General features: G+C 64.6%; 22 protein-coding genes. 12 read left to right on the top strand and 10 right to left on the bottom strand.

Annotation, left to right across the window (positions count from 1 at the left end):
* Positions 1 to 14 precede the first annotated feature (14 nt).
* Complete coding sequence (tsf, locus tag AC3QL2_RS20050; RefSeq protein WP_481122132.1) at positions 15 to 911, bottom strand: translation elongation factor Ts; 897 nt, start codon at positions 909 to 911, stop codon at positions 15 to 17.
* Positions 912 to 950: 39 nt separating this feature from the next.
* Positions 951 to 1,703, bottom strand: a complete 753-nt coding sequence (gene rpsB / locus AC3QL2_RS20045) for a 30S ribosomal protein S2 (protein ID WP_493232939.1) — start codon at positions 1,701 to 1,703, stop codon at positions 951 to 953.
* Between the two features lie 274 nt (positions 1,704 to 1,977).
* On the opposite strand from rpsB, the gene map reads away from it, so the two are divergent.
* Together map and AC3QL2_RS20035 are read left to right on the top strand one after the other, a co-directional pair.
* Positions 1,978 to 2,790 carry a type I methionyl aminopeptidase gene (map, locus tag AC3QL2_RS20040; RefSeq protein ID WP_493232941.1) on the top strand — a complete coding sequence of 271 codons (813 nt, stop codon included), beginning with the start codon at positions 1,978 to 1,980 and terminating at the stop codon, positions 2,788 to 2,790.
* A gap of 14 nt (positions 2,791 to 2,804) precedes the next feature.
* A complete protein-coding gene (locus tag AC3QL2_RS20035) occupies positions 2,805 to 5,399 on the top strand; it encodes a [protein-PII] uridylyltransferase (RefSeq protein ID WP_493232942.1) in 2,595 nt (864 codons plus the stop codon).
* Positions 5,400 to 5,429: 30 nt separating this feature from the next.
* Here the strand turns inward: AC3QL2_RS20035 and AC3QL2_RS20030 are convergent, their stop codons facing one another.
* Positions 5,430 to 5,963 carry a peptide deformylase gene (locus AC3QL2_RS20030; RefSeq protein WP_493232944.1) on the bottom strand — a complete coding sequence of 178 codons (534 nt, stop codon included), beginning with the start codon at positions 5,961 to 5,963 and terminating at the stop codon, positions 5,430 to 5,432.
* Complete coding sequence (locus AC3QL2_RS20025; RefSeq protein ID WP_493232945.1) at positions 5,960 to 6,697, bottom strand: S-methyl-5'-thioinosine phosphorylase; 738 nt, start codon at positions 6,695 to 6,697, stop codon at positions 5,960 to 5,962. The genes AC3QL2_RS20030 and AC3QL2_RS20025 overlap by 4 nt, the downstream gene beginning before the upstream one ends.
* Before the next feature lie 130 nt (positions 6,698 to 6,827).
* On the opposite strand from AC3QL2_RS20025, the gene typA reads away from it, so the two are divergent.
* Positions 6,828 to 8,642 carry a translational GTPase TypA gene (typA, locus tag AC3QL2_RS20020; RefSeq protein ID WP_493232947.1) on the top strand — a complete coding sequence of 605 codons (1,815 nt, stop codon included), beginning with the start codon at positions 6,828 to 6,830 and terminating at the stop codon, positions 8,640 to 8,642.
* A gap of 90 nt (positions 8,643 to 8,732) precedes the next feature.
* On the opposite strand, the gene AC3QL2_RS20015 is transcribed toward typA, so the two are convergent.
* Positions 8,733 to 10,040 (bottom strand): homoserine dehydrogenase, encoded by a 1,308-nt coding sequence (locus AC3QL2_RS20015; protein ID WP_493232948.1) that lies wholly within the window; start codon positions 10,038 to 10,040, stop codon positions 8,733 to 8,735.
* Between the two features lie 97 nt (positions 10,041 to 10,137).
* Positions 10,138 to 11,436, bottom strand: a complete 1,299-nt coding sequence (locus tag AC3QL2_RS20010; RefSeq protein WP_493232949.1) for a pyridoxal phosphate-dependent aminotransferase — start codon at positions 11,434 to 11,436, stop codon at positions 10,138 to 10,140.
* Between the two features lie 145 nt (positions 11,437 to 11,581).
* Here AC3QL2_RS20010 and AC3QL2_RS20005 point away from each other — a divergent pair, with 145 nt between their 5' ends.
* The 4 genes from AC3QL2_RS20005 (at position 11,582) to AC3QL2_RS19990 (ending at position 14,827) form a co-directional block, all read left to right on the top strand.
* Complete coding sequence (locus tag AC3QL2_RS20005; protein WP_493232951.1) at positions 11,582 to 11,959, top strand: Mth938-like domain-containing protein; 378 nt, start codon at positions 11,582 to 11,584, stop codon at positions 11,957 to 11,959.
* A gap of 84 nt (positions 11,960 to 12,043) precedes the next feature.
* A complete protein-coding gene (locus AC3QL2_RS20000; RefSeq protein WP_493232952.1) occupies positions 12,044 to 12,499 on the top strand; it encodes a peroxiredoxin in 456 nt (151 codons plus the stop codon).
* Positions 12,500 to 12,547: 48 nt separating this feature from the next.
* A complete protein-coding gene (locus AC3QL2_RS19995; protein ID WP_493232953.1) occupies positions 12,548 to 13,966 on the top strand; it encodes a PhoH family protein in 1,419 nt (472 codons plus the stop codon).
* A 108-nt stretch (positions 13,967 to 14,074) separates the two neighbouring features.
* Positions 14,075 to 14,827, top strand: coding sequence for an Hpt domain-containing response regulator (locus AC3QL2_RS19990; RefSeq protein WP_493232954.1), 753 nt, complete (start codon positions 14,075 to 14,077; stop codon positions 14,825 to 14,827).
* 9 nt (positions 14,828 to 14,836) lie between these two features.
* Here the strand turns inward: AC3QL2_RS19990 and mnmH are convergent, their stop codons facing one another.
* Positions 14,837 to 15,910 (bottom strand): tRNA 2-selenouridine(34) synthase MnmH, encoded by a 1,074-nt coding sequence (gene mnmH / locus AC3QL2_RS19985; protein WP_493232956.1) that lies wholly within the window; start codon positions 15,908 to 15,910, stop codon positions 14,837 to 14,839.
* A 34-nt stretch (positions 15,911 to 15,944) separates the two neighbouring features.
* Here mnmH and selD point away from each other — a divergent pair, with 34 nt between their 5' ends.
* Positions 15,945 to 16,994 carry a selenide, water dikinase SelD gene (gene selD / locus AC3QL2_RS19980; RefSeq protein WP_493232958.1) on the top strand — a complete coding sequence of 350 codons (1,050 nt, stop codon included), beginning with the start codon at positions 15,945 to 15,947 and terminating at the stop codon, positions 16,992 to 16,994.
* A 296-nt stretch (positions 16,995 to 17,290) separates the two neighbouring features.
* On the opposite strand, the gene AC3QL2_RS19975 is transcribed toward selD, so the two are convergent.
* Positions 17,291 to 18,541 (bottom strand): benzoate/H(+) symporter BenE family transporter, encoded by a 1,251-nt coding sequence (locus tag AC3QL2_RS19975; RefSeq protein WP_493232960.1) that lies wholly within the window; start codon positions 18,539 to 18,541, stop codon positions 17,291 to 17,293.
* A 110-nt stretch (positions 18,542 to 18,651) separates the two neighbouring features.
* Here AC3QL2_RS19975 and pdxR point away from each other — a divergent pair, with 110 nt between their 5' ends.
* A complete protein-coding gene (pdxR, locus tag AC3QL2_RS19970; protein ID WP_493232961.1) occupies positions 18,652 to 20,136 on the top strand; it encodes a MocR-like pyridoxine biosynthesis transcription factor PdxR in 1,485 nt (494 codons plus the stop codon).
* A gap of 171 nt (positions 20,137 to 20,307) precedes the next feature.
* Here pdxR and scpC read toward each other — a convergent pair whose 3' ends face one another.
* A complete protein-coding gene (gene scpC / locus AC3QL2_RS19965; RefSeq protein WP_493232962.1) occupies positions 20,308 to 21,822 on the bottom strand; it encodes a succinyl-CoA:acetate CoA-transferase ScpC in 1,515 nt (504 codons plus the stop codon).
* A gap of 127 nt (positions 21,823 to 21,949) precedes the next feature.
* Between scpC and AC3QL2_RS19960 the strand changes: the two genes are divergently transcribed.
* A complete protein-coding gene (locus AC3QL2_RS19960) occupies positions 21,950 to 22,846 on the top strand; it encodes a LysR family transcriptional regulator (protein WP_493232963.1) in 897 nt (298 codons plus the stop codon).
* A gap of 69 nt (positions 22,847 to 22,915) precedes the next feature.
* On the opposite strand, the gene AC3QL2_RS19955 is transcribed toward AC3QL2_RS19960, so the two are convergent.
* Positions 22,916 to 23,593: an alpha/beta hydrolase gene (locus AC3QL2_RS19955; RefSeq protein WP_493232965.1), complete on the bottom strand. Its 678-nt coding sequence runs from the start codon at positions 23,591 to 23,593 to the stop codon at positions 22,916 to 22,918.
* A 181-nt stretch (positions 23,594 to 23,774) separates the two neighbouring features.
* Here AC3QL2_RS19955 and AC3QL2_RS19950 point away from each other — a divergent pair, with 181 nt between their 5' ends.
* Together AC3QL2_RS19950 and AC3QL2_RS19945 are read left to right on the top strand one after the other, a co-directional pair.
* Positions 23,775 to 25,685, top strand: coding sequence for a DUF294 nucleotidyltransferase-like domain-containing protein (locus tag AC3QL2_RS19950; protein ID WP_493232967.1), 1,911 nt, complete (start codon positions 23,775 to 23,777; stop codon positions 25,683 to 25,685).
* Positions 25,682 to 26,317, top strand: coding sequence for a 3'-5' exonuclease (locus AC3QL2_RS19945; protein WP_493232969.1), 636 nt, complete (start codon positions 25,682 to 25,684; stop codon positions 26,315 to 26,317). The genes AC3QL2_RS19950 and AC3QL2_RS19945 overlap by 4 nt, the downstream gene beginning before the upstream one ends.
* Positions 26,318 to 26,323: the final 6 nt, after the last annotated feature.

Raw genomic sequence — 26,323 nt, 5'->3', positions numbered from 1 at the left:
TCCTGTCACCTTTCTTACTTCTGGGCAGCGGCAGCAGCCTGGGCGGCCACTTCAGCAGCAAAGTCGGTAACCTTCTTCTCGATGCCTTCACCCACGATGTACAGGGTGAAGCCGGCAACGGAAGCGCCCTTCGCCTTCAGCAGCTGAGCGATGGTCTGCTTGCCGTCCTCGGCCTTCACGAAGACCTGGTCCAGCAACGTGACATCCTTCAGGAACTTCTGAACGGTGCCTTCGGCGATCTTCTCGAGCATGGCTTCCGGCTTGCCGGCTTCACGGGCCTTCTCGATGGCGATACGACGCTCGACGTCCAGCAGCTCGGCGGGCACGCCGGAAGCATCCAGGGACTTCGGCTTGGAAGCAGCGACGTGCATGGCGATATCCTTCGCCAGCGCTTCGTCACCACCAACGAGGTCGATCAGAACGCCGATCTTGGAGCCGCCGTGGATGTAGCTGGCCACAGCGCCCTTGGCGTCGATGCGGGAGAAACGACGAATGGTCATGTTCTCACCGATCTTGCCAACCAGCGCCTTGCGGGTTTCCTCGACGCTCAGACCATTGATCTCGAGCGCGGAGAGGGCTTCCACATCGGCCGGGTTCTTGGTGGCGACCAGTTCAGCGAGGTTCTTGGTCAGAGCCAGGAAATCGTCGTTCTTGGCGACGAAGTCGGTCTCACAGTTCACTTCGACGATAGCGCCCAGCTTGGCGTCGCCGGAAATGTACACACCGACGATGCCTTCGGCGGTCACGCGGGCAGCAGCCTTGGAGGCCTTGTTACCCAGCTTGACGCGCAGAATCTCTTCGGCCTTGTCCATATCGCCAGCGGCTTCGGCGAGGGCCTTCTTACACTCCATCATCGGCGCGTCAGTCTTTTCGCGCAGTTCCTTGACCATGCTTGCGGTGATTTCCGCCATGCTTGCTCCTAATAACTAGTTGATCGGATTCGACGGAAATCAGGCTTGCTCTTCGGCGCCGTCTTCCACTTCGACGAAGTCGTCGGAGCCGGCGGCCACGATTTCCTGGATCACCTGGTTCTTGCCTTCGAGGGCCGCATCGGCAACGCCACGGGCGTACAGACGGATCGCGCGGGAGGAGTCATCGTTACCCGGGATCACGAAGTCAACGCCTTCGGGGGTGTGGTTGGTATCGACAACAGCCACGACCGGGATGCCCAGCTTGTTGGCTTCGGTGATCGCGATCTTGTGGTAGCCGACGTCGATCACGAACAGTGCGTCCGGCAGGCCGCCCAGATCCTTGATGCCACCGAGGCTCTTCTGCAGCTTTTCGAGTTCGCGGGAGGCCAGCAGGGCTTCCTTCTTGGACAGACGCTCGACGGAGCCGTCTTCGACCATGGCTTCCATGTCCTTCAGGCGCTTGATGGAAACCTTGACGGTCTTGAAGTTGGTCAGCATGCCGCCGAGCCAGCGCTCATCGACATAAGGCATGCCAGCACGACGGGCTTCTTCGGCAACGATTTCACGAGCTTGGCGCTTGGTGCCGACGAACAGGATGTTGCCGCGATTGGCAGCCAGCTTGCGCACGAAGTCCATGGCCTCGTTGTACTTGACGAGGGTCTTCTCGAGGTTGACGATATGGATCTTGTTGCGCTGACCGAAGATGAACGGGGCCATCTTCGGGTTCCAGAAACGGGTTTGGTGGCCGAAGTGAACGCCCGCTTCGAGCATTTGACGCATGGTGACAGACATTTGTTACTCCAATACTGAGGTTTGACCGCCGCCCGACCTGCCGTACAGCCATTCTGCCGACGGCTCCGCTTTGAATCCATAACAAGGATTCACAAACCCCAAGGGGTCAGGCGTGTGAATTTTGCCTGGCACCAGCCAGACAAGCCTCCGAGTATATCAGCATTTGCAGACCCCTCTCAAGACCGCCTCAACCGAGACGCAAAGCCCGTCGCGTTGCCGGCGGGGTCGGCTTGAGCTAGCCTAATAGGCCTGAAACCCAACAAAGCTTGCCTCCATGAGCGTCTCCATAAAAACGCCCGAAGAAATCGAAAAGATGCGCATCGCGGGCCGTCTGGGCTCGGAAGTCCTGGACTACATCACCCCCTTCGTCAAGCCTGGCATCACCACCGCCGAACTCGACAAGCTATGCCATGACTACATGGTAGATGTGCAAGGTTGCATTCCTGCGCCGCTCAATTACTGTCCGCCCGGCTACAAGCCTTACCCCAAGTCGATCTGCACGTCGATCAATCACCAGGTCTGCCACGGCGTTCCGAGCGACAAAGCCCTCAAGAAGGGGGATATCGTCAATCTGGACATCACGGTCATCAAGGACGGCTACCACGGCGACACCAGCCGCATGTTCATCGTTGGCGACGCCAGCATTCTAGCGAAGCGGCTGTGCAATATTACATACGAATGCCTGTGGCTCGGCATCGCGCAAGTGAAGCCTGGTGCCCATCTCGGGGATATTGGCCACGCGATTCAGACCCACGCCGAGAAGAATGGCTTCTCCGTAGTCCGCGAGTTCTGCGGGCACGGCATCGGCGCCAGTTTCCATGAAGACCCCCAGGTGCTCCATTACGGCAAGCCCGGAACGGGCTTGGAACTTGCACCCGGCATGATCTTCACGATCGAGCCGATGATCAACGCCGGCAAGGCCGCCATCTCTGAGCTCCCCGACGGCTGGACCATCGTCACCCGCGATCGCAGCCTTTCGGCCCAATGGGAACACATGCTACTCGTCACCGAGACAGGCGTCGAAGTCCTGACCCTGTCGGCAGGCTCCCCCGCCCGCCCGGACGTCGTCGCCCACCTCCTGCCCTGAGCTTCCGCCAGAACATGCCCGAGACCGCCTCCATCATTCCGCTCGACGTCGCCAGGGAACTCATCGCCCGCTACAAGGGCCGCCTGAAGGCCGGCAGCGAAACCCTGCGCGCAGCCTACGAGGCCCGGCCGCTGACCGACCCCATCCTCAAGGGCCGCACCCACCTGGTTGACGGCGTCCTGCTGGACCTGTGGAAGGACTTCGGCCTGCCCACGTCGGCAACGCTGGTCGCCGTAGGCGGCTACGGGCGCGGGGAGCTCTTCCCCTGTTCGGACGTGGATCTGCTGTTCCTGCTCGAAGACCAGCCGGACGAGGACCTGCAGGAGCGCCTGACCCAGATGATCGGCCTGCTTTGGGACGTCGGCCTGGACATCGGCCACAGCGTGCGGACCGAAGCGGAGTGCCTCGAGGAAGCCGCCCTCGACGTGACGGTCATGACCAATCTGCTGGAGGCCCGGTTCCTGTGCGGCAACCGGCCCCTTTATGAACAGTTCGAGCAGCACCTGCGGGAACGGCTCAACCCGGGCCAGTTCTTCAAGGCCAAGCGCCTGGAGCAGGAGCAGCGCTACACGCGCCACAACGAAACACCCTATTCCCTGGAACCCAACTGCAAGGAAAGCCCCGGCGGCCTGCGCGACCTGCAGCTGATCGGCTGGGTCAGCCGAGCGGCGGGCTTCGGCACCCACTGGCGCGATCTTGCGAAGCACAGCCTGATCACCGACGAGGAAGCCACCGAACTGCGCGAGGTGGAGCGCTTTCTGCAGCACACGCGGATCCGCCTGCACCACATCACGGGCCGCCGGGAGGACCGACTGCTGTTCGACCACCAGGACAAGCTTGCCCGCCAGTTCGGCTACGAATCCAACGACGTGCGACGAGCCTCCGAAGTCTTCATGCAGGAGTACTACCGGACGGCGAAGAAGGTCACCCAACTCAATACCATCCTGCTGCTGAACTTCGGCGTCGAGTTCTTTCCCAACCGCTACCCGGCCGCGATCAACATCAACGAACGCTTCCAGTGCGTTCGCGAGCTGCTGGACGTGCGCGACGAGGGCATCTTCGACCGCCATCCGAGTGCACTGCTCGAGTGCTTCCTGCTGCTCGAACAGCGCTCGGAACTAAAAGGCATGACGGCCCGCACGCTGCGTGCCCTGTGGCGCGGGCGCAAGCTGATCAACGCCGAATTCCGCCAGAATCCGGCCAACAAAGCGCTGTTCCTGCGCCTGCTGCAGCAGAAGCGCGGCGTCGTGCATGAGCTTCGACGCATGAACCAGTACGGCATCCTGAGCTTCTACCTGCCGGCCTGGCGACGCATCGTCGGCCAGATGCAGCACGATCTCTTCCATGTTTATACGGTGGATCAGCACATCCTGCAGGTGCTGCGCAACGTACGCCGCTTCGTGGTAGCCGAACACGCCCACGAATACCCGCTGCTGACGCGCCTGTGCACCAGCTTCGAAAAACCGTGGCTGATCTACATCGCCGCGCTATTCCACGACATCGCCAAGGGCCGCGGCGGCGACCACTCCAAGCTTGGCATGAAGGACGCCCGGGACTTCTGCGAATCCCACGGCATCGAGGCAGCGGACACCGACCTGGTGGAATGGCTCGTCGAGCACCACCTGTCCATGTCCAACGTCGCACAGAAGCAGGATCTGTCCGACCTGGACGTGATCCGCCGCTTCGCCGCACGGGTCAAGAGCGAACGCAACCTGACGGCGCTGTACATCCTGACCCACGCCGACATCCGCGGCACCAGCCCGAAGGTCTGGAACGGCTGGAAAGGCAAGCTGCTCGAGGACCTATTCTTCACCACCCAGCGCCTGCTCCGCGGCGCCACACCGCAACAGGCCCTGGGCACGCCGATCCGCCAGGACGACGCCCGCAACCTGCTGCGCTACTATGGCCTGCGCCCCGGCACCGAAGACGCCCTGTGGGACCAGCTCGACACGGTTTACTTCCTGCGCCACGACCCGGAAGAAATCGCCTGGCACGCCCGCATGCTGTACTACCGGGTAGAAGCTGGCGAGCCGGTCGTCAAGGCGCGCCTCAGCCACGTGGGCGAAGGCCTGCAGGTCATGGTCTACATGCAGGACCAGCGCGATCTGTTCATGCGCCTGTGCGGCTTCTTCGCGCGCCTCGGCTTCACCATCGCCGACGCCAAGATCCACACCACCCGCCACGGCTACGCGCTCGACAGCTTCGTGCTGCTCGACCCGGGCCAGGAAGAGGTGCATTACCGCGACCTGATCAATCTGCTGGAGCACGACCTCACCGAGCGTCTGCGCACCAACGCACCAGTGGACCAGCCCGCCAACGGCCGCCTGTCACGGGAAGTGAAGCACTTCCCGATCACGCCGGAAGTAAGCATCCGGCCGGACGAGCGCGGCCAGCATTTCATCATGTCGGTCACCGCGGCAGATCGCCCCGGCCTGCTGTTCGGCGTCGCCGAAACGCTGACCCGCTACAGCATCAACCTGCACACGGCCAAGATCGCCACGCTCGGCGAGCGCGTCGAGGATACCTTCCTGATCAGCGGCCCCGGTCTGACCCAGGACGCCCAGGTACTGAAGATCGAATCGGATCTGCTGGAAAAGCTGGCCGTCTGAGCGGAAAGCAGCCCGGAAAGCGGCCGGCGCTCAGTCGTCGGCAGCTGCCGAACCATCCGGAAACAACACGTCGGTAAAGCCGAAGCGCGAGAAGTCGCGCACCCGCAGCGGATACAGCACGCCATCCAGGTGATCGCATTCGTGCTGCACCACGCGGGCGTGGAAGCCGGTCGCCAGTCGATCGATCGGCGCCCCGTGCTCATCGAACCCGCTATAGCGCAGCTGCGACCAGCGCGGCACCCAGCCCCTCAAGCCGGGCACCGACAGACAACCTTCCCAGCCGCCCTCCTCGTCCTCGCCCAGCGGAGTCAGGATCGGGTTGATCAGCACGGTATCCGGCACCGCCGACGCATCCGGATACCGCGGACTCGGACCACCACCAAAGATCACGACGCGCAGATCGACGCCGATCTGCGGCGCGGCGATGCCCGCGCCGCTCAGGTGCCGCATCGTGTCGCGCATGTCGGCAATCAGCGTCGCCAGTTCGGGGGTGCCGAAGGCCTTGACGGGCCTGGACACCCTCAGCAGGCGCGGATCGCCCATGCGCAGAACGTCGCGGATCATGCTTCGCAGATGTGGTCGAGAACGCGCCGCACGCGGCCCATGGCTTCGCGCAACACCACGTCGATACTGTCGAAGCAGATGCCGCTGGCGCTGCTGGCACGGCCGGCGGCGAAATTGGCCACCACGTTGATCGCAGCGTAAGGAATGCCCAACTCACGGGCCAGAGCCGCCTCGGGCATGCCGGTCATGCCTACCAGGTCGGCACCGTCACGCTCCAGCCGGTTGATTTCGGCCGCGGTTTCGAGACGCGGCCCCTGGGTGGCGGCGTACACCGCGCCGTCGATGAGGGTTTCGCCCGCCAGCGCACCGGCGGCAAGAATGCGCCGGCGCAGCGCCGCGTCGTACGGATCGGTGAAATCGATATGCACGACAGGCTCTTCGGAGCTGTCATGGAAGGTGCTCTTGCGCCCCCAGGTGTAGTCGATGATCTGATCGGGGATGATCAGCGTACCCGGACACAGGTCTGCCCGGATGCCACCGACCGAAGCCACCGAGATGATCGCATCGACCTTGGCCTGATGAAGCGCCCACAGGTTGGCCTGGTAGTTCACCCGATGGGGCGGAATGGTGTGGCCGTAGCCATGGCGGGCCAGGAACACCACCGGGCGATTGCACAGACGCCCGAAGGTCAGCGCCCCGGAAGGCTCGCCGTAGGGCGTGCGCACCACTTCCCTGCGGATCAGGTCCAGGCTCGCCAGTTGGGTCAATCCACTACCGCCAATAATCGCCAGCATGCCGGCTACTCCTCAAAAATCCGTGTTGGCCGCGCATCTTAGCACGCCCCAAAACCGGGCCTGTCGATGCTGCGTCGCGCAAGACATGCTAAAATATGGGTTTATTCAAGCACTTCCGGTGTCCAGCCCCATGTCCCGTTCCATCCGCAACATAGCAATCATTGCCCACGTTGACCACGGCAAGACCACCCTCGTCGACCAACTCCTGCGCCAGTCCGGCACCTTCCGCGACAACCAGCAGGTCAACGAACGAGTGATGGACAGCAACGATCTCGAAAAGGAACGGGGCATCACCATCCTGTCGAAGAACTGTGCGATCCAGTACGGCGACACCCACATCAACATCGTCGACACCCCGGGACACGCTGACTTCGGCGGTGAAGTGGAGCGTGTGCTGTCCATGGTTGACAGCGTGCTGCTGCTGGTCGATTCCGTCGAGGGCCCGATGCCCCAGACCCGCTTCGTGACCCGCAAGGCGCTGGCCCTGGGTCTCAAGCCGATCGTCGTGATCAACAAGATCGACCGTCCGGGCGCCCGCCCCGACTGGGTCATCAACCACACCTTCGATCTGTTCGACAAGCTCGGCGCCACCGACGAGCAGCTCGACTTCCCGATCATCTACGCCTCCGGCCTCAACGGCTTCGCGATGGAAAACCTCGAAGACGAGCGCAAGGACATGCGCCCGCTGTTCGAAGCCGTCCTCAAGCATGTGCCGGCTCCCGAAGTTGACGCCGAAGGCCCGCTGCAGATGCAGATCTGCTCCCTCGACTACTCCACCTACATGGGCCAGATCGGTATCGGCCGCATCAAGCGTGGCCGCATCAAGCCCAACCAGGAACTGGTCGTGATGTACGGCGACGAGAACCGCGGCAAGGGCAAGGTTTCCCAGATCCTGACCTTCAAGGGCCTGGAACGCTCCCCCGCCGAGGTTGCCGAAGCCGGCGACATCGTGCTGGTGGCGGGCATCCAGCAGGTCAACATCGGTGTGACCCTGTGTGATCCGGACTGTCTGGAAGGCATGACCCCGATCGCTGTGGACGAACCCACCCTGACCATGAACTTCATGGTCAACAGCTCCCCGCTGGCCGGCCGTGAAGGCAAGTTCGTGACCAGCCGCCAGATCCGCGAGCGTCTCGAGAAGGAACTCCTCAAGAACGTCGCCCTGCGCGTCAACTTCACCAGCGACTCCGACACTTTCGAAGTGTCCGGCCGCGGCGAACTGCACCTCACCATCCTCCTCGAAAACATGCGCCGCGAAGGCTATGAAATGGCCGTCAGCCGTCCGCGCGTGGTGTTCAAGGAGATCGACGGCGTCAAGTGTGAACCGTACGAAATGCTCACCGTCGACGTGGAAGAGGAACATCAGGGCAGCGTGATGGAAGAACTCGGCCGCCGCCGTGGCGAGCTGCAGGACATGGCGCCGGACGGTAAGGGCCGCGTGCGCCTCGAATACCGCATCCCGGCCCGTGGCCTGATCGGCTTCCAGGGCGAATTCCTGACCATGACCCGCGGCACCGGTCTGGCCAGCCACGTGTTCGACGACTACAGCCCGATGGCCGGCACCATGGCCGAGCGTCGCAACGGCGTGCTGATCTCCCAGAACGACGGCGAAGCCGTGGCCTACGCCCTGTGGAACCTGCAGGATCGCGGCCGCATGTTCGTGAGCCCGGGCGACGCCCTCTACGAAGGTATGATCATCGGCATCCACACTCGTGACAACGACCTCGTCGTGAACCCGATCAAGGGCAAGCAGCTGACCAACGTCCGTGCTTCCGGTACCGACGAAGCCGTCCGCCTGATCAACCCGATCCAGCTGACCCTCGAATCCGCCATCGAATTCATCGCCGATGACGAAATCGTGGAAATCACGCCGAAGTCCATCCGCCTGCGCAAGCGTTTCCTGAAGGAGCACGAGCGCAAGCGTGCTGCCCGCGACGACGCCTGATCACGTCTCCAAACCGCCGGCCTTCACGCCGGCGGGGCATAAAAAAACGCGGCTCATCGAGCCGCGTTTTTTATTGCCGACCGAACCTTATCAGAGGTTCTCGAGGCGCAGGCGGGTCACCTTGCCGGCCACGGAATCGAGGCTTTCGATCTTGGCGATGGCGGTGTCCACGTTCTTCTCGATGGTCAGGTGGGTCAGAATGATGATGTCGGTCTGGGACTCGCCCTCTTCCGGCTCACGCTGCAGCATGGCATCGATGGAGATCGACTGGTCGGCCAGGATGCGGGTGATGTCGGCCAGCACGCCCGGCTTGTCGAGCACGCGCAGGCGCAGGTAGTAGCTGGTCTCGACTTCCTCGATCGGCAGCACCGGCACGTCGGTGATCTGGTCCGGCTGGAAGGCCAGGTGCGGCACGCGGTGTTCCGGATCGGCGGTGTGCAGGCGGGTGACGTCCACCAGGTCGGCGATCACGGCGCTGGCGGTCGGCTCGGCACCGGCACCCTTGCCGTAGTACAGCGTGGCGCCGACGGCGTCGCCCTGCACCAGCACGGCGTTCATCGCGCCTTCCACGTTGGCGATCAGGCGCTTCTCGGGGATCAGCGTGGGGTGCACGCGCAGCTCGATGCCTTGCGGGCGGCGGCGGGCGATGCCCAGCAGCTTGATGCGGTAGCCCAGTTGCTCGGCGTACTTGATGTCGGCCGCTTCGAGCTTGGTGATGCCTTCCACGTAGGCCTTGTCGAACTGGACCGGTACGCCGAAGGCGATGGAGGCCATCAGGGTCGCCTTGTGGGCGGCATCAACGCCTTCGATGTCGAAGGTGGGGTCGGCTTCGGCGTAGCCGAGACGCTGGGCCTCCTTCAGCACCTCGGCGAAGGGCAGGCCCTTGTCGCGCATCTCGGACAGGATGAAGTTGGTGGTGCCGTTGATGATGCCGGCCAGCCACTGGATGCGGTTGGCGGACAGGCCTTCACGCAGTGCCTTGATGATGGGAATTCCACCGGCGACGGCGGCTTCAAACGCCACCATCACGCCCTTCTTCTGGGCAGCGGCGAAAATCTCGTTGCCATGCACGGCCAGCAGCGCCTTGTTGGCGGTGACCACGTGCTTGCCGTTCTCGATGGCCTTCAGCACCAGTTCCTTGGCCACACCGTAACCGCCGATCAGCTCGACGACGATGTCGATCTCGGGGTCGGCGACCACCGAGAAGGCGTCGTCGGTGACGCGCACGCCGGCGCCCGCCACGCTCTTCGCCAGTTCCAGGTTCTTGTCGGCCACCGCGGTAATGCGGATCGGCCGGCCGGCACGGCGGGTAATTTCTTCTTCGTTGCGCTTGAGAACGGTAAAGGTGCCACCGCCTACGGTGCCGATGCCCAGGAGGCCAACATTGATGGGTTTCATGTGTCTGGTGAAGGTAAGGGTCTAGGGTTGAGAGTCTGGGACAAGGAAGGGTTGGGAGCGCATGTTTGGCGGCTCGGCCACCTTCCCTCTCCCGGCATCAGGTGCCGTGCCGTTTGCGGTAGCTTTCGAGGAAGCGGGCGATGCGGGCGATGGCGAGTTTCAGGTCTTCCTCGTGGGGCAGGAAGACCAGACGGAAATGGTCCGGGTTCGGCCAGTTGAAGCCGGTGCCCTGAACCAGCAGCACGCGCTCCGCCTCGAGCAGCTCGGCGATGAACTGCTGATCGTCCTCGATCGGGTAGATCTTGGGGTCGAGGCGCGGGAACATGTACAGCGTAGCCTTCGGCTTGACGCAGCTGACGCCCGGGATGGCGGTGATCAGCTCGTGGGCCAGGTCGCGCTGGCGACGCATGCGGCCACCGGGCGCAACCAGGTCTTCGATGCTCTGGTAGCCGCCGAGGGCGGTCTGGATCGCATGCTGGCCGGGCACGTTGGCGCACAGGCGCATCGAGGCCAGCATGTTGAGGCCTTCGATGTAGTCGGCGGCCGGACGCTTGTCGCCGGACACCACCAGCCAGCCGGCGCGGTAGCCGCAGGAGCGGTAATTCTTGGACAGGCCGTTGAAGGTGACGGTCAGCACGTCTTCCGACAGGGAGGCGATGGAGGTGTGCTCGATGCCGTCGTACAGCACCTTGTCGTAGACCTCGTCGGCGTAGATGATCAGGCCGTGCTCACGGGCGATCTGGACGATGGCCTTGAGGGTTTCGTCCGGATAGACGGCGCCCGTCGGGTTGTTCGGGTTGATCAGGACGATGGCGCGGGTATGCGGGCTGATCTTGGCGCGGATGTCAGCCAGATCGGGCAGCCATTCGTTGGCCTCGTCGCACATGTAGTGCACCGGCGTGCCACCGGAAAGGCTCACCGCGGCAGTCCACAGCGGGTAGTCGGGGGCCGGGACGAGCACTTCGTCGCCGCTGTTGAGCAGCGCGTTCATGGCCATTACGATCAGTTCGGAAACGCCGTTGCCGACGTAGATGTCTTCCAGCGTCACACCCTTGATGTGCTTCTGCTGGGTGTAATGCATGATCGCCTTGCGGGCCGAGAAGATCCCCTTGGAGTCCGAGTAGCCTGCGGCATTGGGCAGGTTGCGGATCATGTCGAGCTGGATTTCTTCGGGGGAGTCGAAACCGAACGCGGCCAGGTTGCCGATGTTCAGCTTGATGATCTTGTGGCCCTCGTCCTCCATCTGCTTCGCCTTTTGCAGCACGGGGCCGCGGATGTCGTAACAGACGTTGGCGAGCTTGTCGGACTTGCGGATTGGTTGCACGGCGGTTTCCGTTTCCTTACTGGTGAGCGCGGGCTGCTCGTTGACGACCCGCAATTTGGCTTGGCGGCTCATGATCATGGCCCCGTCAGGGACGATCGGTGGTGAAACCCGGTCGGGTGCCCGGCGACGCAAAGCTATAATGTTACCCAAGCCACCCGGACCGGGCAAATCCGCGTCCAATCAATCAGTAAGAGTGCCCACTGCAGAGAAGCCACCCATGAAACTCCACCTCGACAAGAGTGCGCAGTACAACACCATCGCCCGCTACGACGCCCGCCACGTGATGGTTTCCGATACCCGTTACGAATCCAGCGTGCTCGTGATGCCCGAACGCATCGAAACCGACTGGCACGCTGGCGGTTTCGAGACCCTCGACGAAGCCGCCTTCCAGCGTCTGGCAGCGCTGGGTTGCGAGATCCTGATCCTCGGCACCGGCATGAAGCAGCGCTTCCCGCAGCCGCGCCTGATGCGCGCGCTGATCGACGCCCGCATCGGGCTGGAAGTGATGGATCTGGGCTCGGCCTGCCGGACCTACAACATCCTGGTAGCGGAACATCGTAACGTGGCCGCCGCGCTTCTGTTCGATCCGGAGTGAATACCCTTCATATGCCTGGATGCATTGCCAGGCCTGCATCTTGGGATTAGGCTGACGCCGGAATAATCAATTTCCGGAGAAATCATGCTAGACCAGGCCGCACCCGATTTCAGCCTGCCCGCCACCGGCGGGCAGACGCTCACCCTTTCCGCGCTGAAGGGCAGCAAGGTGGTGCTGTATTTCTACCCGAAGGACAGTACCCCCGGCTGCACCACCGAGAGCCAGCAGTTCCGCGACCTGCATCCCGAGTTCCTGGCCGCCGGCACTGTCGTGCTGGGCCTGTCGCGGGACAGCCTCAAATCCCACGACAACTTCCGCACCAAGCAGGCTCTGCCCTTCGATCTGGTCTCCGATCCGGACGAGACCGCCTGCGCGCTGTTCGGCGTCATGAAGCTGAAAAACATGTATGGGAAACAGGTGCGCGGGATCGAACGCAGCACTTTCGTCATCGACGCCGACGGCGTGCTGCGCCGCGAATGGCGCGGCGTCAAGGTCCCCGGCCACGCCCAGGAGGTGCTCGACTACGTGAAAACCTTATAAAGCAGGACAGCTCCACCCCCTTCCACGACCGACGAGAAGACCGACATCATGGCTACCCGACGCCCTGCGAAGTCCAAGACCCCCGCTACCAAGCTTTTCGTCCTCGATACCAACGTGCTGATGCACGACCCGACGAGCCTTTATCGCTTCGAAGAGCACGACATCTTCGTGCCGATGATGACCCTCGAGGAGCTCGACTCCAACAAGAAGGGCATGTCCGAAGTCGCCCGCAACGCGCGCCAGGCCAGCCGCACCCTCGACGAGATCGTGCAGAGCTGCCCGGAAGGCATCGAAGCCGGCATCAGCCTGGTCGGCCCTTCCAGCGAGCTGGCCAGCGGCCGCCTGTTCCTGCAGACCGAGGCCATCAACAGCCAGCTGCCGGCCGCGCTGCCCACCTCCAAGGGCGACAACCAGATCCTCGCGGTGGTGATGTACCTGTTCGAGAAGTTCGACCGGAAGCGTTCGGTGATCCTCGTCTCGAAGGACATCAACATGCGTATCAAGGCCCGCGCACTGGGCCTGGAGGCGCAGGACTACTTCAACGACAAGGTCCTCGAAGACACCGACCTGCTGTACACCGGCACCAAGGAGATCGACGCGGCCTTCTGGGACGCCAACGGCAAGGACATGGAGTCGTGGAAGCAGGAAGGCCGGACCTACTACAAGATCAAGGGCCCGGACGCGCCGGACATGCTGATCAACGAGTTCGTCTACCAGGAGGGCGAGCAGCCGCTGCAGGCATGGGTCAAGGACAAGGCCGGCAAGACCGTCACCCTCGAGACCCTCGTCGATTACTCGCACCAGAAGAACAACGTGTGGGGCATCACCGCCCGCAACCGGGAGCAGAACTTCGCCCTCAACCTGCTGATGAACCCGGAGATCGACTTCGTCACCCTGCTCGGCCAGGCCGGCACCGGCAAGACGCTGCTGACGCTGGCCGCCAGCCTGACCCAGGTGCTGGAGAGCAAGCGCTACTCCGAGATCATCATGACCCGCGTCACCGTGCCGGTCGGTGAGGACATCGGCTTCCTGCCGGGCACCGAGGAAGAGAAGATGGCCCCGTGGATGGGTGCGCTGGAAGACAACCTGGACGTGCTCAACGGCACCACCGGCGAGGGCGGCGAGTGGGGCCGCGCGGCCACCCGCGACCTGATCCGCAGCCGCATCAAGATCAAGTCGCTGAACTTCATGCGCGGGCGCACCTTCATCAACAAGTTCCTGATCATCGATGAGGCGCAGAACCTGACACCGAAGCAGATGAAGACGCTGATCACCCGAGCCGGCCCCGGCACCAAGGTGGTGTGCCTCGGCAACATTGCGCAGATCGACACGCCCTACCTCACCGAGGGTTCGTCGGGCCTGACCTACGTGGTGGACCGTTTCAAGGGCTGGCCACATTCCGGCCACATCACGCTGCAGCGCGGCGAACGCTCGCGGCTTGCGGACCACGCGGCGGAAGTCTTATAAGTAGTACGCTGTACGCGGGATGGACCGCTTGCTCCGGCCCATCCCGCCACGCCCCGTCAGGGGTTTTCACAAAAATAACGCGGATCCGGCTACGGGGAGAAAAATCCGATGAACGAGACAACACAAGACATTTCCGCTACGCCCCGCTTGACGGGCATCACGGTTCTCGCCGCGGAGGACGACGAGATCAATCAGATCGTATTGGACGACATCCTGCGCTACGAGGGTGCTCAGGTCGAGATCGTCGGCACCGGTATTGCTGCGGTCGACCGCATCACCAAAGCCGCTCCCGGAGACTTCCAGTTGGTGCTGATGGACATCCAGATGCCCGAGATGGACGGCTACGAAGCGGCACGGCGCATCCATGCACACTCGCCGGACCTGCCGATCATCGGCCAGACGGCCAATTCGGGCGCCGAGGAACAGGCACGCTGCCGGGCATCCGGCATGAGTGCCCAGATCAGCAAACCCATCGACCCGGAAGCCTTGGTCGCGCTGATCCGCCGGCACACCATGGAGCGCTCGGCTAGCACGATAGACTGGCCGGCGCTGGAGGCACGCTTTCCGGGCAAAGCCGACTTCATCCGCCGCCTGCTCGGCGTATTCATCCAGAGCCAGACCCCAACGGTGGCGACACTGCGCGCAGCCGCGGCCGGCGGTGATATCGGCGCTATCGCGCCCATTGCCCACCCGCTCAAGAGCTCGTCCGGCAACATCATGGCCAACGCGCTGATGGCCCTGGCCCTGCGCGCCGAACAGGCCTCCCGCCAATCCCAGCCCGAGGCGCTGACGCTCGCCGAAGAGCTGGCCACGGCCCTCGAGGCGACGCTGGCCGAAATCGCCGCCCGCCTGGAATCCTGAGTCCGCAGATCAGGCGTCCGTCTGTACGGCTCCATCCCGCAAACCGCACGCCACGCGGGTCAGCGTCGCCTGATCCAGCGTGGTCACGGGCTGCACGCGGGCCTCCTCGGCCCGCCTGTACAGCCCTTCGCCGCCACGCCGGTAAGCCGGATCGTAGTGATCTACGATCAGCTTTTCGGCCAGTTGCCGCCATTCACCGGCCGTCACCATCGCCTGCCATTCACCGACCTGCTTGTGTCCGTGCTGGCCCACCAGACGTTCCAGCTTGGCATTGAAATCGGCTGGATCGGCGATCAGGCTGGTGTAGCGCTCGAGCAAATGATCCACCCGCGCCGGCAACGCGGCGTCGATACACACGCAATCGCCATCACGCAGACGTTCGAACAGCTCTGCCGGAATATGCAGCCGGCCAACCCGCCGGCTTTCCGACTCCGCCCACACCGGCCGGGCCGGATCGAAGCTTCGCAGCTTGGCCCACAGGGCCGTTTCGAAAGCCTTCTGACCAGGCTGCTCGCTGTTCGGCTCAGCACCGAGCACCGACCCCTTGTGATTGGCCAGCGCTTCCAGATCGAGGACCTGCTCCCCCGTGGTCACCAGCGCCTCCAGCAGCGCTGTCTTGCCGCTGCCCGTCGGGCCGCACAGGATGCGGAAGGCCAACCGTTCGGGGAGGAGATTCGCCAGATCTTTCAGCACACGGAGGCGGAAGCTCTTGTAGCCACCTTCGAGACGCCGGGCGGCCCAGCCGACCTGCCCCAGCACCAGCGTCATCGCACCGCTGCGCTGACCACCGCGCCAGCAGTAAATCAGAGGTTTCCAGCCCTTCGGCTTATTGAGAAAATACGTCTCGATGTGCCGCGCAATGTTGCGCGACACCAGTGCCGCCCCCACCTTGCGCGCCTCGAAGGGCGAAACCTGCTTGTAGAGCGTGCCGACACGAGCCCGCTCCTCGTCATCCAGAACGGGGCAATTGATCGCCCCGGGGATATGGTCTTCGGCGTATTCGGCCGGCGAGCGGACATCGATGATCTCGTCGAACTCTTCGAGCCGATCGAGGCTGGCGGAAAATGGGGCGGGATGGGACACGTTGGAAACGACTGGAAAAGACAGGAAAAAAGAGATGACCGAAGCCCCCCTGCGACTCACTGAATTGTCTCACGGCGGCGGATGCGGCTGCAAAATCGCACCCGCAGTGCTGAGCGAAATGCTCGCCCACATGCCGGCCGCCCAACCCTTCGCCAACCTGCTGGTGGGCACCGAGACGGCCGACGACGCCGCGGTGTGGCGCCTCAACGACGAACAGGCCTTGATCGCCACCACCGACTTCTTCATGCCGATCGTGGACGACCCCTACGACTTCGGGCGCATCGCCGCCACCAACGCGCTGTCGGACGTCTACGCGATGGGCGGCACGCCGATCATGGCGCTGGCCATCGTCGGCATGCCGGTGAACAAGCTGCCGCTGGCGGCCATCGGGCGCATCCTCGAAGGCGGCGCTGCAGTCTGCGCAGATGCCGGCATTCCGGTGGCGGGCGGCCACAGCATCGATTCGCCGGAGCCGATCTATGGCCTCGTCGCCCTTGGCATCGCCCATCCGGACGTGATCAAGCGCAATCGGGATGCCCGCGAAGGCGACGTGCTGGTCCTCGGCAAGCCCCTCGGTGTCGGCATCCTCGGCTCGGCAATGAAAAAAGGCGTGCTCGACGCAGACGGCTACGCGCAGATGGTCGCCACCACCACCCGCCTCAACAAGGTTGGCCCGGCGCTGGCCAAGCTGCCGGGTGTGCACGCACTGACCGACGTCACCGGCTTCGGCCTGCTCGGCCACCTGCTGGAGGTGTGCCGCGGCGCCGGCCTGGGCGCGACGGTGGAAGCCGGCGCCCTGCCCGTCATGCCGGCGGCGATCCCATTTGCGCAGCAAGGCATCGGCCCCGGCGCCATCGCCCGCAACCTGGCGAGCTGCGGCGACGACGTGCGGTTCGCCGACGGCGTGGAGGAATGGCAGCGCAGCGTGATGGCCGACGCGCAGACCAGCGGCGGCCTGCTGGTGGCCTGCGCGCCCGAGACCGTCGACACGGTGCTCGCCACCTTCCGTGACGGCGGCTTTGCCGGCGCGGCGATCATCGGCCACATGCATGCCGGCGCTGCAAAGGTTCAGGTGGAGAAGTAAACAGGAGCGTCGGAATGGGGGTCGCCGCATCACGGGGCGGCGGCCAGTGCTTTCACGCACCTGACCATAAAGGAAGCGCGCGCGGGGTGCGCAGGCTATCCAGCGCTTGGAACTCAGCGGCAAACCGCGCCACCAGTCGGACCTTGTTGGTCCGCAGGTGGCCAATCACCGGACACTGGAGGTCCGCCGGATCCTGCATAGCCCCCACTTTCCGAAGGCCTCCCGCACCCTGTTCTCGCCGGTGACGGCCTGGGGATACCGGCCGTGCCGGGTTTGTGTGCTGAATGTACCGGCTATCAGTCGGGCACGCCTTTGCCTGCCACGCTGCCGGCTGGCTGCAGGATCTGCCCTGCCGTCGGTTGCGGCAGCCGTCCGTTGAGCACGACATACGCCAGCAATCCGATCAGCAGCCCCCAGAACGCACCGCCGATGCCGAACATCGTGATGTTGGCGGCCGCAGCCAGGAACGTGATCAGCGATGCCTCCCGCCGCTTCACATCCGCCATGGCGCTGGCGAGGCTGCCGCCAATGGTGCCCAACAGTGCCAGCCCCGCCAGCGTGGTGATGAAGGTGGCGGGGAATGCCATGAAGACCGCGGCCAGCGTGACCCCGAACACCCCGACGAGGATGTAGAACGCACCCGCGGCGATGCCGGCGATCCAACGCCTGGAGGGCTCGTCGTGCGCTTCCCGGCCGGTGCAGATTGCTGCCGTGATGGCGGCGATGTTGAAGGCATGCGAACCGAAGGGTGCCATCAGCAGCGACCCCAGCCCAGTGATCGTGACGATCGGGTTGGCGCTGGTCTTGAAGCCATCGTTGCGCAACACCAGCATGCCAGGCATGTACTGACCGGTCAGCGTGATCAGGAACAGCGGCAAGGCGACGCTCAGCAGCGCATTGAGCGAAAACACCGGCATCGTGAGGACCGGGGTCGCGAGCTTCATCTCCAGCCCGGAGAGGTCGACACGGTTCTGCACGAGCAGGAAGGCCAGCCCGAGCCCCAGGATGCCGACCACCGCATATCGCGCCGTGAAACGCTTCAGCACCACGTAAGTGAGGATCAGCAATCCGGCCAGCAAGGGGTCGACGCTCAGGCCGCCGAATGCCTTGATACCGAACTGCAGCAGGATGCCGGCCAGCAAGCCCGCTGCCACGCCCGGCGGGATCCATCGGATCACCCTCTCGAAGCAGCCCGACAGGCCGAGCGCCACGAAAGCGGTCGCTGAGATCAGATACGCGCCCACGGCTTCCGCATGGGACGTGCCGACCAATGCGGTCACGAGGAATGCCGCAGCCGGCGTGGACCAGGCCGTGATGATCGGTTCGCGGAACATCCAGCTCAGCACGATCCCCGTCACGCCCACACCGATGGAAATCGACCATACCCACGAAGCCGTCAGCTCCGGGCCGAGGCCGGCCACCTTGGCGGCCTGGAACACCAGGATGAAAGTGCCGCCATAGTTGACGATGACCGAGATCAAACCGGCGACGATGGGATGGACGAGATCGTTCCAACGGACTGACGGAGATGGGCTGACGGATGACATGGTCGGTATGTGCCTCCTGGACACGGCGTGATTGACCCGGGGAATGACATGTTTATATCCTTCCAGTGGCCTGATACCCCCCACCAATTTTTCTTACATATACAGACCAATTGTTCAAACACGCCCAACTCGAATCCGTCAAAGCCTGGATCGGTGATCCGGCGCATGGCGCCCTGCCCCTGCATGCGCGGATCCAGCGGGCCGTCCGCCAACTGATTCTCGACGGTGCGCTCGACGTGGGCAGGCCATTGCCGGCATCGCGTGCCCTGGCCAGATCGCTGGATGTTTCCCGCGATACGGTCGAGACGGCATACAGCCAGCTTCATGCGGAAGGCTTCATCGAGCGGCGCGTGGGCAGCGGCAGTTTCGTGTCGGAACGGGCGCGGCATCTCGGGCGCGCAGTCCTTGCGCCCCGTGCCGCGTCTCCTGGCGAAGACGTGCCGCTGAGTCGGCGCGGCAGCGCCATCCACCAAGGCGGGGGCGTACGCGACTTCCTGGCCCCGCGCCCGTTTGCCCCCGGCGTACCGGAGACCCGCAACTTCCCGCTCCAGACCTGGGAGCGACTGGAGCGGCAGATATTGAAGGAATACGGCACCCGGGCCCTGCTGCACAGCCCACCTCAGGGTATGGAGGTGCTGCGGCGGGCCATCGCCGATCACGTCAATCTGGAACGCGGCGCACGGGCGACACCCGAGCGCGTGCTGGTACTGACCAGTTCCCAGCAGGCCCTCACCTTGTGCGCCACCCTGCTGCTCGATGCCGGCGACAGGATCTACATCGAAGACCCCGTCTATCACGGCGCGCGCAAGGCCTTCGACGCCGCCGGTCTGGAATGCGTCCCCATTCCGCTGGACGCCGACGGCATGCGGGTGGAACAGCTTTTCGATACGGGACTGTCCGCCAAAGCCGTGTTCCTGACCCCTTCGCATCAGTTTCCGAGCGGGGCGACGCTCGCGCTGGACCGCCGGCTGGCCATCATCGAATGGGCCTGCAGGCAGCAAGCCTGGATCATCGAGGACGACTACGACAGCGAGTTCCACTACGCCGGCAAGCCCAAAGCCTGTGTGCAGGGGCTGGACCCGCACGAGCGGACGATCTACATCGGCACCTTCACGAAATCGCTGTTTCCGGGCCTGCGCATCGGCTACGTGGTCCTGCCACCCCGGCTCGTGGCACCGATGACGGTGGCGCGCACCCTGCTGGACGGACACAGCGCACCGATCCCGCAGCTCACCCTGGCCCGCTTCATGGAGGGCGGCCATTTCGGCGCGCACGTGCGCACCATGCGGGCCGTTTATGCCGAACGGCGCAACGTGCTGGCGCGACTGGTCAGCACGCATCTGGCTGACTTCCTGGAGGCGCGGGTACCCGCCGGGGGCATGCAGATGCCTTGCATCCTGATTCGCGATATTCCCGAGCAGGAAGCCGTCGATGCCGCCCGTCGGGCCGGTATCGATCTATTGGGACTGACTGCGCTGCATGCGTCCGGCAAGCGCGAGGCCGGCTTCCTGCTTGGATTCGCCGCCCATGCGCCGAACGAGCTGGAAACCGCCGTCAGCAAGCTGGCGGACGTACTGCGTGCGCTGGATCGTTAGATAGGCGCAACAAAACCAACACCGCATTCCGCGGGGAGAGGGACGCGGAATGCGGGCTGGCCTTGGGGGAGATGCAGGCGGTACTACCTGGACTTCGGATCGAAGGGCATTGTCGACGGCCGAAGGAGCCGGGAGCGCGGCCTGCGCGCGCTCCGGTTTGGGGTAAGACGATCAGGCGAGAGCCGGTTCCGGCCGCTTGTCGAGCATCGAGCCGCTCTGCTCGTAGCGCAGGTGCCAGGCAAAGGCCTCCTGCAGCAGGTGCGGGGTGTGGCCGCCGCGCTTGGTGGCGCGCAGGAAGTAATCGCGCAGCGCGTCCCGGTACAGCGGGTCGGTGCAGTTGTCGATGACCTGGCGGGCCCGCTCGCGGGGTGCCAGGCCACGCAGGTCGGCCAGGCCGTGCTCGGTGACGATGATGTCGGTGTCGTGCTCGGTGTGATCCACGTGGGACACCATCGGGACGATGCTGGAGATCTTGCCGTCCTTGGCGATGGACTTGGTGACGAACACCGACAGGTGCGCGTTGCGGGCAAAGTCGCCGGAGCCGCCGATGCCGTTCATCATGTGCGTGCCGCCCACGTGGGTGGAGTTCACGTTGCCGTAGATGTCGCACTCAAGGGCCGTGTTGATGGTGATCAGGCCCAGGCGGCGGATGACTTCCGGGTGGTTGCTGATTTCCTGCGGACGCAGCACCAGGCGCCGTTTGTAGCGCTCGATGTCGCCCAGCACGCGCTCGTAGGCACTCTTCGAGAGGGTGATGCTGGACGCCGACGCGAAGGTCAGGCGGCCGTCGTCGAGGAGTTCGACGGTGCTGTCCTGCAGCACTTCGGAGTACATCTTGAGGTCGCGGAACGGGGAGTCCAGCATGCCGTGCAGCACCGCGTTGGCGATGGTGCCGATGCCGGCCTGCAGCGGCTGCAGGGACGGCGACAGGCGGCCGGCCTTCACCTCGTGGTACAGGAACTCGTTCAGGTGGCCGGCGATGGCATTGGTCTCGTGGTCCGGCGGCAGCACGTTGGACGGGCTGTCGGCCTTCTCGGTCAGCACGATGGCGACGATCTTCTCAGGGTCGACCGGGATGTACGGCAGACCGATGCGCTGCTCCGGCGAGATCAGCGGAATCGGCAGGCGATGCGGACGGTAGGTCGGGATGTAGATGTCGTGCAGACCTTCGAGGCCCTCCGGCATCTTCACGTTGATCTCGACGATGATCTTCTTGGCCAACACCGCAAAGCTGGCGGAGTTGCCCACCGAGGTGGTCGGCACGATGCCGCCGTTCTCGGTGATGGCGGTTGCCTCGACGACGGCGATGTCCACCGGCGCGATCTGGCCGGAGCGCAGCTGCTCGACGGTCTCGGACAGGTGCTGGTCGATGAAGGCGACCTCGCCGGCGTTGATCTTGCGGCGCAGGGTCGGATCGGACTGGAAGGGGATGCGACGGGCGATGACGTTGGTTTCGGTCAACACCTTGTCGATATCGTTGCCCAGGGACGCGCCGGTCATCAGGGTGATTTTCAGCGGCTCGCGGGTGGCGCGCTCGGCCAGCGCAAAGGGCACCGCCTTGCAGTCACCGGCGCGGGTGAAGCCGCTCATGCCGACGGTCATGCCGTCCTTGAACAACAGGGCGGCCTCTTCCGGCGACATGATGCGCTCTCGCAGGCGCTGCAGACGAATACGGTCCATGGACATTTATTTCTCCGATCCTCGATCTTGTTGGGCTCGCCTCGACGGGCAAGTTCGCTGGAAAGTATAGAAGTCGGAAATAAGTCATTGGATGACTTAAACTACTTGAAATAAGTCGCTTTTTTCATACCCCATGGACCTGCGCGCGCTCCGCTATTTCATCGAAACCGTCCGCCAGAACAGCTTCACGCTGGCCGCCGAAAAGCTCCACGTCACCCAGTCGACGGTGAGCAAGATGATCCGCCAGCTGGAAGACGAGATCGGCCAGCCGCTGCTCAGCCGCGAAGGGCGTCAGCTGCGCCTCACCGATGTGGGGCGCATCCTGTTCGCGCGCGGCCAGGAGGCCCTCGGCGTGATGCAGGAACTGTCCCGCGAAGTCGCCGACCTGACCGCCCTCACCCGCGGCGAACTCACGGTGGGCATGCCGCCGATGATCAATCTGCTGTTCTCGCCGGTGGTGAAGGCCTTCTGCGAGCGCTATCCTGGCCTGCGCCTGACCCTGCAGGAAAACGGCGGCCAGGTGATCGAGCAGCAAGTGGCGAGCGGCGAGCTGGAAGTCGGCGTCACCATCCTGCCGGCCGACCCGGCGCTGGAGCTGGCCAGCCGCCATTACGGGCGCTACCCCATCCTCGTCGTCGGGCCTCGCCATGCCCGTTGGGCGCAGAGCGCTGAAGTCCGCATCGCGGCGCTGCAGGACGAGCCGCTGGTGCTGCTGCCCGACGATTTCTCGCTGACCCGCCGCCTGCGCGCCGCCTTCGAAGAGGCCCACCTGACACCGCGCATCGCCGCCCAGAGCGGGCAATGGGATTTCCTCGTCGCGATGGCCGCGGCCGGCCTTGGCACCACCTTCCTGCCTGCCCCGCTACTGGCCCGCCTCAACGTGGGCGACGAACTGGCAGTACGCCCCCTCGCCGCGCCCGGCATCGACTGGGACGTGGCGCTGATCTGGAAGCCCCACCGCTACCTGTCCCACGCCGCGCGGGCGTGGCTGGCCGTCTGCGAGGAAGTGCTGGTGCCGTCGACGCCGTGAAGCACGATCACAGGCACCACGAAAACAACCGGGAGCCGCCGCCCTCGGCCCTTGCACGCGGTGGGCCTGTCAGTCCTTCAGCACGGTGGCGAGCCAGCTTTCGACATCCCTGATCTCCTCGAGGCACAGGCTGTGCTCCATCCGGTAGCCATGCCACTCGAGCGGATAGCCGGCCGCCGTCAGCAGGTCGCAGGACCTCTTGCCGAAGGCGTAGGGGATCACCGGATCGTGCTGCCCGTGGGCCATGAAGATCGGCACGTCCCGGTTGGCCTCGTCGGCCTCCGCCCCCAGCGTATCAGCCAGCGGCACATACGTAGACAGCGCCAGGATGCCCGCCAGGCGCCGCGGATGGCGCAGGCCGGCATGCAGCGCGATGGCGCCGCCCTGGGAGAAGCCGGCCAGCACGATACGCTCGTCGGGGATGCCGCGGGCGTTCTCGCGGGCGATCAGTGCTTCCACCTGCGCAGCAGACTCCAGCACGCCGGCCGGATCTTCCCGCCGCTCGGAAAAGTCCATCGACACGATGTCGTACCAGGCCCGCATGACGTAGCCGGCATTGATCGTCACCGCGCGCTCGGGCGCATGGGGAAAGACGAAGCGGGTCGGCGGCAGGCGGTCGGCGTCGAGCTCGTCCACCACCGGTTCGAAGTCGTGGCCGTCGGCACCGAGGCCATGCAGCCAGATCACCGCATGGGTCGGTTCGGGGGCCGTCGTGATCTCGACGGCGGGCAAAAGCGGAACAGTCATGGCATCTCCTTGGAGTCGGGCTCGAATCGGGCTCGATTGTAGCCGGGCCGGCCCCCGGCCCGCCGTCCGGCGGCCCGGTGTCGCCACCTGTGCAAAAGTAACGATTTATTGCGCAAGATCATCACCGGGGGGCAAGGGCAAGGTAGATTCATGAGCTTGATCCGTGCCTTGCGTCCCGCTTATGGTCACTACCGCTCCCGATACCCTGATCCGCACCAATCTCGACTTCCTGCGCCGCCATCCGCCCTTCGACCGGATGGAAGCCGAAGCCCTGCATTTTCTGGGAGAGCGCCTGGCCACCGCCTTCTACCCGGCGGATTCGGAAATCCTGATGCCGGAAGACGGTCCGCCGAGCTTTTTCTACATCGTGTATCGGGGCAAGGTGCAAGCCCGTCAGGTCGGGGGCGTTGCGGTCACCGAGTACGCCACGCTGACCCTGGGGTCCGGCGAAGGCTTCCCGATCGGCGCCATATCCGCCGGGCGGCCATCCACCAACGGCTACCTCGCGGTGGAAGACACATACTGCTTCCAGTTGCCGGCTGCCGACTTCCTGCACCTGCAGGAGATCAGCCCGAGCTTCCAGCTGTTCTGCACGCGCTACATCGCCAGCCTGCTCAACCAGTCGCGGGAGCAGTTGCAGATCCAGTTCTCCCAGCGCGCAGCCGAGCAGCAGACGATGACCACGCCGCTGTCCAGTCTGGTCAAGAAGGCGCCGGTCTTCGTGCCGCCGGGGCTCAGCACCCGCACCGCCCTCGAAAAGATGGTGGAAGCCGGCGTCGGCTGCATGGCCGTCGCCGGGGACGACGACAAGCCCGTCGGCGTGCTGACCCAGAGCGACATCCTGAAGCGCATCGTGCTGCCCGGCTTCGACCTGACCCGGCCGATCTCCGACGTGATGACCGCCCCGCCCCACACGCTGGGCGGCAATGCCAGCGCCTACGACGCCGCCCTCGAAATGGCCACCCACGGCGTGCGCCACATCCTCGTGGTGGATGCGGAAGACAAGCTGAAAGGCGTCATCTCCGAGCGCGACCTGTTCGCGCTGCAACGCATCGGCCTGCGCCAGATCCGCTCCAGCATCGAGAGCGCTGCCAACGTGCAGGCCCTGCAGCGGGCCAGCCAGGACATCCGCCAGCTGGCCCTCAACCTGCTGGCCCAGGGCATCGGCGCCGAGCAGCTGACCCAGTTCATCTCGGCCCTCAACGATGCGCTGACGCGCCGCATCATCGAACTCAACCTGGACCGCCACGACCTCTACGGCGTGGAATACGCATGGCTGGCCTTCGGCTCCGAAGGGCGCCACGAGCAGACCCTGTCCACCGACCAGGACAACGGGATCATCTACGTGCTGCCCGAATGGGCCGACAAGGAACCCCTCAAGCTGCGCCTGCTGGAGTTCGCCCGCGACGTCAATAACGACCTGGCGAGCTGCGGCTTCCCGCTGTGCACCGGCAACATCATGGCCAGCAACCCGGACCTGTGCCTGACCATCGACGAATGGCGGGAGCGCTTCGGCACCTGGATCCGCGAACCCCACCCGGAAGCCCTGCTCAACGCCACCATCTTCTTCGACTTCCGCGTGCTGTTCGGCGACGAGAAGCTGACCTACAAGCTGCGCCACTGGCTGCTGTCGATGACCGGTGGCAACCCGGCCTTCCTGAAGGCAATGGCTACCAATGCGCTGGACGTGTCGCCGCCGCTGGGCAAGATCCGCGACTTCGTCATCGACGACGACCCCAAGTACCCGGGCACGATCGACCTGAAGAAATTCGGCGCCCGCCTGTTCGTCGACGCCGCCCGCGTGCTGGCCCTGCGCACCAGCGTCGAGGCCACCAGCACCGTCCAGCGCCTGCGCCAGGGCGGCGGCCGGATCGGCATGCCGGCGGAAGAGCTCGCCGCGATGGCCGACGGCTTCCATTTCATCCAGCTGCTGCGCCTGCGCCACCAGCACCTGGACACCGACCACGGTGCGCCGGGCGACAACCGGGTCAAGCCGGACGACCTCAACGAACTGGATCGGCGCATCCTCAAGGAAGCCTTCCGCCAGGCCCGCAAGATCCAACTGCGACTCAAACTGGACTATCAGATATGAGCTGGCTCTCCCGACTCCTGCCCGGCAGCGGACCGGACCTCAGTCCCGAACAGCAGGCCAGCCTGGCGGCGATCACGCGTCAGCCCCCCCCCGATCTGGGCCGCAGCCATTTCGAGACGCGCTACGTCGTCGTCAATGCGGAAAGCCGGCCGATGGACGGCGGCGGCCGGCGCCTCATCGGCGTCGGCGCGGTGGCGATCAACCGCGGGCTGCTGCACCCGGCCGAGAGCTTCCGGGCCGAACTGGCCAGCGCGCCGGCCGACGCCCTGCTGGGGCTGCTGCACTTCATCGCGAAGGCACCGCTGGTGGTGTACAACGCGCCGTTCAACCAGGGCATTCTCGAGCGGGGTCTTGAGCAGAACCTGGGCAACGTACCGGCGATGGAATGGCTGGACCTGATGGTGATCATGCCCAGCCTGTACCCCGAACGGATCGCCGGCCAGGCCAGCATGGATGCCTGGCTCGGCGCCTTCGGTATCGACCGGCTTGACCGTCACGACGCGGTGCTGGAAGCCCTTGCCGTAGCCCAGCTCCACCAAGTGGCACTGGCCCGCGCCAAGGCCCAGGGGCTCAACACACCGCAGGATCTGCTCGAAAGCCAGACCAGCCGCAAGTGGCTGCGCGGTAGCTGAACAGGA

The organism is Zoogloea sp. GW822-FHT05C07 (assembly GCF_058800215.1).
The sequence above is the reverse complement of the archived record's forward strand: the minus strand, read 5'-3'. Positions and strand labels throughout refer to the sequence as shown.